At 73.4% G+C, this 9,170-nt stretch carries 9 protein-coding genes; 6 read left to right on the forward strand and 3 right to left on the reverse strand.

Annotated features, from left to right (window positions below):
- Window positions 1–3: 3 nt before the first annotated feature.
- The gene (locus ADK55_RS06545; RefSeq protein ID WP_053676510.1) at window positions 4–663 is read right to left on the reverse strand and encodes a TetR/AcrR family transcriptional regulator; all 660 of its coding nucleotides are present in this window, start codon (window positions 661–663) and stop codon (window positions 4–6) included.
- Between the two features lie 241 nt (window positions 664–904).
- On the opposite strand from ADK55_RS06545, the gene ADK55_RS06550 reads away from it, so the two are divergent.
- The 6 genes from ADK55_RS06550 (at window position 905) to ADK55_RS06575 (ending at window position 7,599) form a co-directional block, all read left to right on the forward strand.
- Window positions 905–2,587 (forward strand): ricin-type beta-trefoil lectin domain protein, encoded by a 1,683-nt coding sequence (locus ADK55_RS06550; protein ID WP_234349920.1) that lies wholly within the window; start codon window positions 905–907, stop codon window positions 2,585–2,587.
- A 60-nt stretch (window positions 2,588–2,647) separates the two neighbouring features.
- The gene (locus tag ADK55_RS06555; RefSeq protein ID WP_053676515.1) at window positions 2,648–4,939 is read left to right on the forward strand and encodes an alpha-N-acetylglucosaminidase; all 2,292 of its coding nucleotides are present in this window, start codon (window positions 2,648–2,650) and stop codon (window positions 4,937–4,939) included.
- Between the two features lie 206 nt (window positions 4,940–5,145).
- Window positions 5,146–5,361 (forward strand): hypothetical protein, encoded by a 216-nt coding sequence (locus tag ADK55_RS06560; RefSeq protein ID WP_053676511.1) that lies wholly within the window; start codon window positions 5,146–5,148, stop codon window positions 5,359–5,361.
- A gap of 121 nt (window positions 5,362–5,482) precedes the next feature.
- Window positions 5,483–6,064: an ECF RNA polymerase sigma factor SigK gene (gene sigK, locus ADK55_RS06565; protein WP_266952095.1), complete on the forward strand. Its 582-nt coding sequence runs from the start codon at window positions 5,483–5,485 to the stop codon at window positions 6,062–6,064.
- Window positions 6,061–6,837 carry an anti-sigma factor gene (locus ADK55_RS06570; protein WP_053676512.1) on the forward strand — a complete coding sequence of 259 codons (777 nt, stop codon included), beginning with the start codon at window positions 6,061–6,063 and terminating at the stop codon, window positions 6,835–6,837. Before sigK ends, ADK55_RS06570 begins: the two co-directional genes overlap by 4 nt.
- 174 nt (window positions 6,838–7,011) lie before the next feature.
- Complete coding sequence (locus ADK55_RS06575; RefSeq protein ID WP_053676513.1) at window positions 7,012–7,599, forward strand: fasciclin domain-containing protein; 588 nt, start codon at window positions 7,012–7,014, stop codon at window positions 7,597–7,599.
- An 83-nt stretch (window positions 7,600–7,682) separates the two neighbouring features.
- Here ADK55_RS06575 and ADK55_RS06580 read toward each other — a convergent pair whose 3' ends face one another.
- Entirely contained in the window at window positions 7,683–8,918 is a 1,236-nt protein-coding gene (locus ADK55_RS06580; RefSeq protein WP_234349921.1) for a cytochrome P450 family protein, read from the reverse strand.
- Between the two features lie 86 nt (window positions 8,919–9,004).
- Window positions 9,005–9,170, reverse strand: a 166-nt coding sequence (locus tag ADK55_RS36000) for a putative Ig domain-containing protein (protein ID WP_199826457.1), incomplete at its 5' end; no start/stop codon positions are given.

Raw genomic sequence — 9,170 nt, forward strand, 5'->3', positions numbered from 1 at the left:
GGTTCAGGCGCTGCCGCGCCGGTCGGCGGCCGGCCGGGCGGCCTCGATCAGCTGGCGCAGGGCGCCGTGGTACACCTCGTGGTCGGTCAGCGGGGGCAGTACGTCGGCCAGGCCGCCGGAGAGCACGGGGAACTCGGCCGGGTCCAGCGCGGCCAGGGCGGCCCGGGACGCGGCGGTGGCGCCGGCGGGATCGCGGTGGTCCACGAAGGCGGCGCTGCCGAGGGTGAGCAGGTACATCCGGCGGTAGACGGTCATCGCCTCGGCCGCGGTCATCCCGGCGGCGACACTGTCGGCCAGCGCCGGTTCCACGAGTCGGGCGAGCAGTCGGCGGCCCAACCAGGGCCGGCCACCGCGCAGTACGAGCAGGCCGGGGTGTGCGGTGAGCAGCCGGTAGAACGCGGAGAACCGCTGCTCGGTGGCCTCGGCCCAGTCGGTGCCGGCGGCGATCTCGGGCAGTTGGCCCGCGAGGTGCTCGGTGCACAGGTCCAGCAATCCCGCCAGATCGGCGCAGCGGCGCTGGACGGTGGCGTGCGAGACGTCGAGCCGGTCGGCGAGGGCGCGGAAGCTGAGCGCGGCCGGCCCTTCCTCGTCGAGGATCCGCAGGGCTTCGACGGCGATGGCCTCGGGGGTCGCGCGGTCCAGGGCGGCTGATCTTCTCGGCATGAGATACACCGTAACAGACAGTGTCACGTACGTCGTATCTCACCCCTGGTCCGCCGGGACGCGCGACCGCGGGGCCGGTCAAGCGGGCGCCCGCGACGTCGACCCTTCGTGTGATGTCGACTGCACCCATATTGCTGGTCATCAGGTCATAACCCGCGACTTGTGTTGACAGTGGGTAGCCGCACCGCTGCACTGGGCGCTCGACAGACCCTCGGTACGTCCCCCACGTCAAGGAGACCCCGTGCCGCCTCGCCCGCGTGCGTCGCTCCCCTGTCTGACCGCGGCCGCCCTGCTCGCCCTCCTGCTGTCCCCCGCGACGGCGGTGGCCGAACCCACCGCCACGTCGGACACCCCGCTCGCCCTCACCCCTCCCATGGGTTGGAACAACTGGGCGCACTACATGTGCGACATCGACGAGGCCAAGGTGGTCGCGAACGCCGACGCGCTCGTCTCCACCGGTCTCGCCGCCAAGGGCTACGACACGGTGACCGTCGACGACTGCTGGATGCTGAAGAGCCGTGACGCCGACGGCGACCTGGTGGCCGACCCGGAGAGGTTCCCGCACGGGATGGCCTGGCTCGGCGAGTACCTGCACGCCAAGGGGTTGAAGTTCGGCATCTACCAGGACGCCGGCGCGCTGACCTGCGGACGCTACCCGGGCAGCGGCGCTCCCGCGGGCGGGGGCGCGGACCACTACGCGCGCGACGCCCGGCTCTTCGCGTCCTGGAAGGCGGACTTCGTCAAGATGGACGGCTGCAACCTGTACGTGCCGCCCGGCAAGACGAAGGAACAGGCCTACCGCGACGCCTACAACGGCGTGGCCCGGGCCCTGCGCGACAGCGGCCGCGACATGGTCCTGTCCGCGTCCGCGCCCGCCTACTTCCAGCAGGGCGAATGGGGCGGCGCCGACTGGCACAAGGTGATCGACTGGGTGGGCGAGACCGGCCAGTTGTGGCGCGAGGGCCGTGACATCAAGGTGTACGCCCCGGCCGCGCCCACGACCTCGCGGTGGGGTTCGGTCCTCGGCAACTACGGCTACAACCGTTGGCTCGGCCGGTACGCGGGCCCCGGCAACTGGAACGACCCGGACTTCCTCATCGCCGGCGCCCCCGGACTCACCGAGGCGGAGAGCCGCAGTCAGGTCGGACTGTGGGCCATGATGGCGGCCCCCTTCATCCTCTCCTCAGAGGTTTCCGCGCTCACCCCGGCCGGGCTCGCCGCGCTCGGCAACACCGACCTGATCGCACTCGACCAGGACCCGCTGGGCCGGCAGGGCGCGGTGGTCTCCTCGAACGGCACCTCCGACGTCATGGTGCGGCCGCTCGCGAACGGCGACCGTGCGGTGGCCGTCCTCAACCGGACCGGCGCCGCCATGGACGTCGAGGTGCCGCTGGAGGACATCGGCCTCGCCCCGTCGTGCGCCGTCGACGTCAAGGACCTGTGGAGCGGGGCCCGTCGTGAGGCGACCGTCTCGCTGACCGGCAGGGTCGCCGCCCACGACACCGCGGTGTGGCGGCTCACCCCGCGCGGCTGCGGCAAGGCCGTGCCGACCGGGCAGATCGCCGGCAACGCGGCCAAGTGCGCCGACGGGGCCAACACCAGCGGTGTCGGCGCGGTGGTCATGGCGGCCTGCACCGGAGCCTCCGACCAGCGGTGGACCGTGGGCCCCGACTCCCGACTGCGCTCGGCCGACCAGTGCCTCACGGCCGGGGACGGCGACCTGGTGGAACTGGCCGACTGCGCACCCGGGCGATCCCGGCAGAGCTGGGCGCAGGACCGTCCCGGCGCCCTGATCGAGAAGAGCAGCGGGCTGTGTCTGACCGCACCCGCGGCCGCGGCGGCCCCGGACGCGCCGGCCGAGCGGCTGCGCCTGACCCCTTGCGGCGACCACCGGATCGACCAGACCTGGGCCCTGCCGGTCTGACGGCTCCGGTCCGACGGCTCCGGTCCGACGGCTCCGATCGACGGAATGAGGTACGACTCGATGACACGCAGCGGGCGCCCGCGTGGGCGCCGTACGGTCGCGGTGGCGGCGCTTCCCGCGGCACTGCTCGTCCTGGTCCTGGCGGGGGCGGCGCCCGGGGCGGTCGCCTCGGGCGCGGGATCGCCCACCGCGCCCGGTGCGCGGCAGTCCGACGTACGGCAGTCCGTCGTACGTCGGATTCCGGCGGTCCGGGACTTCGACGCGCGTCCGGCGCGGGAGGCTCTGGAACGGCTGCTGCCTCGGCACGCGGGCCAGTTCACGCTGGTGCCCGACCCGGGCGCCGCGGCGGACACCTTCACGGTGTCCGGGACGGCGGGCGCCCTCACGGTGCGCGGCACCAGCGGCGCGACCCTGCTCACCGGGGTCGGCTGGTACCTCCAGCACGTCGCGGGCGCCGACATCGGCTGGCCCGGCGACAGCCTGGGGATGCTGCCGGAGCGCCTGCCGGCCGTGCCGAAGCCGGTGACCCGGAGCGCGCTGGTCGCCCACCGGTACGCGCTCAACGACACGGACGACGGCTACTCGGGCCCGTACCGCACCTTCGAGGAGCACCGACGGCAGATCGACCTGCTGGCCCTGCACGGCGTCAACGAGGTGTTCGTGCAGGTCGGCGCCGAGTATCCGTACTACCGGGCGCTCCAGCGGTTCGGATACTCGGCGGCGGAGCTGAGGGCGTGGATCCCCGGTCCCGCGCACCAGAGTTGGTGGCTGCTGCAGAACATGAGCGGCTTCGGCGGGCCGGTCTCGGAACGGCTGATGCGCGAGCGGGCCGGGATCGGCGGCCGGATCGCCGAGCAGTTGCGCGGGCTGGGCATGACCCCGGTGTTGCCGGGCTTCTTCGGCACGGTGCCGCCCGCGTTCGCCGGGCGCAACGCGGGCGCCACGACCGTGCCGCAGGGTGACTGGGCCGGCTTCGACCGCCCGGACTGGTTGGACCCGAACTCGGCCGCGTTCGGGAAGCTGGCCGCCGCGTACTACGCCGAACAGCGGACGGTGTTCGGGGACAGCTCCATGTACCGGATGAGCCCGTTGCACGAGGGCGGCAAGACGGGTTCGGTGGACGTGGCGGCGGCGGCCGGGGCGGTGCAGAAGGCCCTGTGGGCGGCCCATCCCGGCGCCTTGTGGGCGGTGTTGGGCTGGCAGGAGGATCCGAGGAGGGAACTCCTGGCCGGGGTGGACGCCTCGAAGCTGTTGATCCTGGACGGACTGTCGGACCGGTACGACGGGTTGGACCGGGAGGCCCGTTGGGGCGGCGCGCCCTATGCGCTGGGCACGATCCCCAACTTCGGCGGACACACCACGATCGGCGCCAACACCTCGGTGTGGAGTGACCGGTTCGACGCGTGGCGGTCCAAGCCGGACAGCGCGCTCACGGGCATCGCGTACATGCCGGAGGCCACCGGGACCGATCCCGCCGCCTTCGACCTCTTCACGGACCTGGCCTGGGAGTCCGGGCCGATCGACCGGAGGAAGTGGTTCGCGGCGTACTCCGCCCGCCGGTACGGGCGCGCCGACGCCGAGGCGGCGGCCGCGTGGGAGGAACTGCGCAAGGGCCCGTACAGCACCGCATCGGGGCTGTGGTCGGAGTCCCAGGACGGCCTGTTCACGGCCCGACCGAGCCTGAGCGCGGCGGGATCCGCCCGCTGGAGCCCCAAGTCGATGCGCTATCCGGCCGGTTCGGTGCGCCGTGCCCTGGACCACCTGCTGAAGGTGGCCCCGTCGCTGCGGGCTTCCAGCGCCTACCGGTACGACCTGGTGGACACGGCCCGGCAGGCATTGGCGAACCACTCGCGGGTGCTGCTGCCGAAGATCAAGGCCGCGTACGAGGCGAAGGACGTGCGCCTGTTCCGTGAGTTGACCGCCCAATGGCGCGACGGTGAGAGGCGGTTGGACGGCGTCACGAGCGCCGACCCGAACTTCCTCCTGGGGCCCCGCCTCTCGGCCGCCCGCTCCCGGGGCGCGGACAGGGCGGAAGCGGACCGGTACGAATACGACACGCGCTCGCTCCTGAGCGTGTGGGGCCCGCGCGCCGCCTCCGAGGGAGGCTCCCTGCACGACTACGCGAACCGCGAGTGGGGCGGTCTCGTCTCGGAGCTCTACGCACCCCGTTGGGACGCGTACTTCGCCACGCTGGAGGAGGCGCTGGTCCGGCGGGCGGTGCCCCGGCAGATCGACTGGCACGCCTTCGAGGAGGAGTGGGCGCGGCGGACCACCCGGCACGCCCAGGCGCCGGTCGGGGATCCGTACGCCCTGGCGTCGGGGATCGCGGCCGCGCTTCCCGCCGCGAAATGACCTACACCATCGGTCGCGGCACTGTCCGGGGCTTCCCGTGACCGTCACCCTCACGTGGGTAATTCCACACTCGTGAGAGGGAGAGCGCATACGGCTGATCACCGCACTGGACGGGGGGTCGGTTCACTGGCCCGGACACGAACAGGGGCGGCTGTCGGAGCGATCCGGTGGCCGCCCCTTCCGACGCCCCCAGGAGCGCACCGAGCATGTCCGAGACCGAGCCGGAGCGGCCCTCCCCGGCGCCGGAACCGCCGTCCGACCTCGCGACCGCGTCGATCCGGGCCGGCGGGGACCCCGACCAGGCCGTCCCCCCGCCGCCCCGGGTCGGCGACCCGGCGCGGGAGCCGTCGCCGTGCTCCGAGCCGTGGGACCTGATCACCGACGGGGTGGTCGAGCTGCGCAAGCGCCGGCCCCGCGGATGACGGGTGCGGGGCCGGCGGGCCCCGCCCGCGGGCGGGGCCAATCCAGTGGCTCGGCGGCTACGAATGGCTCACGAGGCGCGCGGATGCCGACGAACGACCGGGAATCCCGGAGGATCTTCCCGTGAACGACGTGACACGAGCGGACCGCGCCGAGGACGGCATGCCCGCCCTCCTCGGCCGGGTCGCCGAAGGGGACGAGGACGCCTTCGTCTCGGTGTACGAGGCGGTGAGCGGGTCCGTGCTGGGCCTGGCGTACACGGTGCTGCGCGATCGGGCCCAGGCCGAGGAGGTGGCGCAGGAGGTGCTCGTCGAGGTGTGGCGTACCGCCGGGCGCTACCGCGCCGACCGGGGCAGCGTGCGGACCTGGGTGCTGACGATGGCGCACCGCCGTGCGGTGGACCGGGTGCGTTCCGCGCAGGCCTCGACCGAGCGGGAGCGGCGCGCGGCGCGGCTGGAGGCCGCGCTTCCGGAGTTCGACGAGGTGAGCGAGGCGGTGGAGCACCACGAGGAGCGCGACCGGGTACGGCGCTGCCTGGGTTCGCTGACCGAGATCCAGCGCCAGTCGGTGACCCTGGCCTACTACCGGGGTCTGACCTGCCGCGAGGTGTCCGAGGAGCTGTCGGTGCCGCTGGGTACCGTGAAGACGCGCCTGCGCGACGGGCTGCTGCGGCTGCGCGACTGTCTCGGGGTGAGCGGCGGATGAGCACAGAGGACACGGAAGGCACGACGGGCATGCACGAGGGCACGGGTGCCTACGTCACGGACGCGCTGCCCCCGGCGGAGCGGGCGGCTTTCGAGGCCCATCTGGAAACCTGCGAGGCGTGCCTGCGGGAGGTCGCGGAACTCGCGGCCACGGCGGCCCTGCTGGGCCGGGCGGTGGCGGTGGAGCCGCCGCCCGCGCTCCGGGAGTCGGTGCTGCGCGAGATCCGGGCGGTGCCCGCGCGGCCGGAGCCCGTACGGCCTCCCGCGCACCGCGCGCGGCCCGCGCGGCCCCGGCTGCGCTGGGCCCTGGCGGCCTGCCTCGCGGCGGCGGTCGGTTTCGGCGGGGTGGCGGCCTGGCAGTACCAGCGGGCCGAGACGGCCCGCCAGGACGCCCGACGGGTCGAGGCGCGGGCGGCGGCCCTCACGGAGGTGCTCGCGGCGCCCGACGCGCGGCTGGCCACGGGCCGCATGGCCGACGGCGGTACGGGCACGGCGGTGCTCTCCCGGGACCGGGACCGGGCCGTGTTCGTGGCCGACGGCTTGGCGGCGGCGCCCGAGGGGCGGGTGTACCAGCTGTGGTACACCGACCCGAAGGGCGTCATGCGTCCGGCCGGGCTGATGGACCCGGCGCGACCCGACGCCCCCGCGCTGCTGAGGGGCGAGGTCGGGCCCGCCACCGGGGTCGGGGTCACGGAGGAACCGGCGGGCGGTTCCGCCGCACCGACCACGGATCCGCTGGTGGTGCTCGCGTTCCCGGCGGCGGGCGCCGCGTAGGACGGGAACCGGAGGGTGCCCGCCGGCCGGCGCACATCGGGCACAACCCACCAAACCGGCTGTCGGGCCGCTCCGAATGACCCCTGAGAAGGAAGACCCGGGACGCCCGCGACCCGCAGTGCGGGCGGGGCGCCCGAGGGCCGGGGGGAACGACCCGATCCGAGGAGTCACGTGATGACAGCACGTCGCAACACAGGCATACGCAGGGCGGCGTTCGCCGCGTCGGCCGTGGCCGCACTGGCCCTGGGGCCGGCTCTCGCCGCGGGTTCCGCGATGGCGGCGGACGGCGAACCGTTCGGACCGGGCTGCGCCTCGGTACCGAAGGACGGCTCGGGCTCCTTCGCCGGCATGGCCAAGGACCCCGTGGCGACGGCCGCGTCCAACAACCCGGCCCTGTCGACCCTGGTCACCGCCGTCAAGAAGGCCGGCCTGGTCGACACCCTGAACAGCGCGAAGGACATCACGGTGTTCGCGCCGACCAATGCGGCCTTCGCCAAGGTGCCGAAGGCCGACCTGGAGAAGCTGCTGGCCGACAAGGCGCAGCTCACCAAGGTCCTCACCTACCACGTGGTGGGCCGGGAGCTGACGCCGAAGCAGTTGGAGCAGGGCTCGTTCGACACCCTGTCCAAGCAGAGGCTGACCACCTCCGGTTCCGGCGAGTCCTTCAAGGTGAACGGCAACGCGTCGGTGGTCTGCGGTGACGTCCACACCGCCAACGCGACGGTCTACCTGGTGGACTCCGTCCTGATGCCGAAGTCCTGACACCCCGGATCCGCCCCCGCCCCCTCCGGCGGACGCCGGAGGGGGCGGGGGCGGGCACGGTCCGGCGGACGCCGCACGCCGAATCACCCCAGGCGGATCGGGAGCGTCTGCACGCTGTTGCCGATGAAACTGCGCTGGTAGGGCAGTTCCGCGTCGGGCACCGCGAGGTCGAGGTCCGGGAACCGGTCGAAGAGCCGCTCCAGGGCGATGACGGCCTCCAGCCGGGCGAGCGGGGCGCCCACGCAGTAGTGGGCGCCGTGCCCGAAGGAGAGGTTGCGGCTGTTCTCCCGGGTGAGGTCGAACCGGTCCGCCCCGGTACCGTACGCGGCCTCGTCGCGACCGGCCGCGGTGTAGCCCGCGAGGACCGGGGTGCCCCGCGGGATGACGGCGCCGCCGACGGTCACGTCGCGGGTGGGGTAGCGGAACGGGAACCAGCTGACGGGGCCGTCCCAGCGCAGGGTCTCGTCGACCACGTCCGACCAGCTCGCCTTTCCCTCGCGGACCAGCGCGAGCTGATCGCGGTGGGTGCACAGGGCGCGCACGGCGTTGCTGATCAGATTGAGCGTGGTCTCGTGCCCGGCGACGAGCATCAGCCGCATCGTGCCGATGAGTTCGGCCTCGCTGAGCCGGTCGCCGTCCCCGTCGCGGGCCGCGATCAGGGCGCTCGTGAGGTCATCGCCCGGTGCGGCCCGGCGGGCGGCGGCGATGGTGCCCATGAGTTCGACGAGCTCGCGTACGGCGTCCATCACCTCGGCCGGGGTGGTGTCGGTGGAGACGATCACCGTGTTGGACAAGTGGTGCAGCCGCCCCCGGTGCTCCTCGTCCACGCCGAGCAGTTCGCAGATGACGCTCATCGGCAGGGGCAGCGCGAAGTGGGTCCTGAGGTCCGCGACGCCGTCCGGGGACGCCGCCGCCGCCGCTCCGAGGCCGTCGAGCAGCCCGGCGGTCAACTCCTCGATACGCGGCCGCAGTCGCTCCACCTGGCGGGCCGTGAAGGCGTTGCCGACCAGGGAGCGCAGCCGGCGGTGGTCGGCGTCGTCGGCGGTGTGCATGCCCTGGGCGTTGGCGAAGACCCGCAGGGGCCAGTCCCGGGGGACGCTGCCGTCATGCAGGCCGGGGAAGTGTCGGGCGTCCTTGGCGACATCGGGGTGGGCCAGGAACTCCTTCAGTGCCTCATGACCCAGGACGACCGCGCCGGGCACTCCGCCGGGGAGTACGACCTCGGCTACGGCGCCCCGGGACCGCAGGCGGGCGTTGAGGGCGTGCGGACACCCCCCGGCGGGATCGATGACGTGCGCGTCTGCAGTGTGGGACGACAAGCCGATTCTCCTGACCGTGTGGAAGAGACCCGGCCAACAGTGCGGCCTGGACGACGGGTTGTTCAAGCCCGACTCTCCGCTTCGTCTCAGAACCAGTGGAGGGTGAGGGTGAAGGTGGTGTGGGTGGTGGCTCCGGTGGGGTCGGTGGCGGTTGCGGTGATGGGGTGGGTTCCGGTGGTCCAGGGTTTGCCGGTGATGCGGCCGGTGGTGGGGTCGAGGGTGAGTCCCCAGGGGAGTGTGGTGGTGGTGTAG

This window comes from Streptomyces sp. WM4235, assembly GCF_001279725.1.
Taxonomy (GTDB): domain Bacteria; phylum Actinomycetota; class Actinomycetes; order Streptomycetales; family Streptomycetaceae; genus Streptomyces.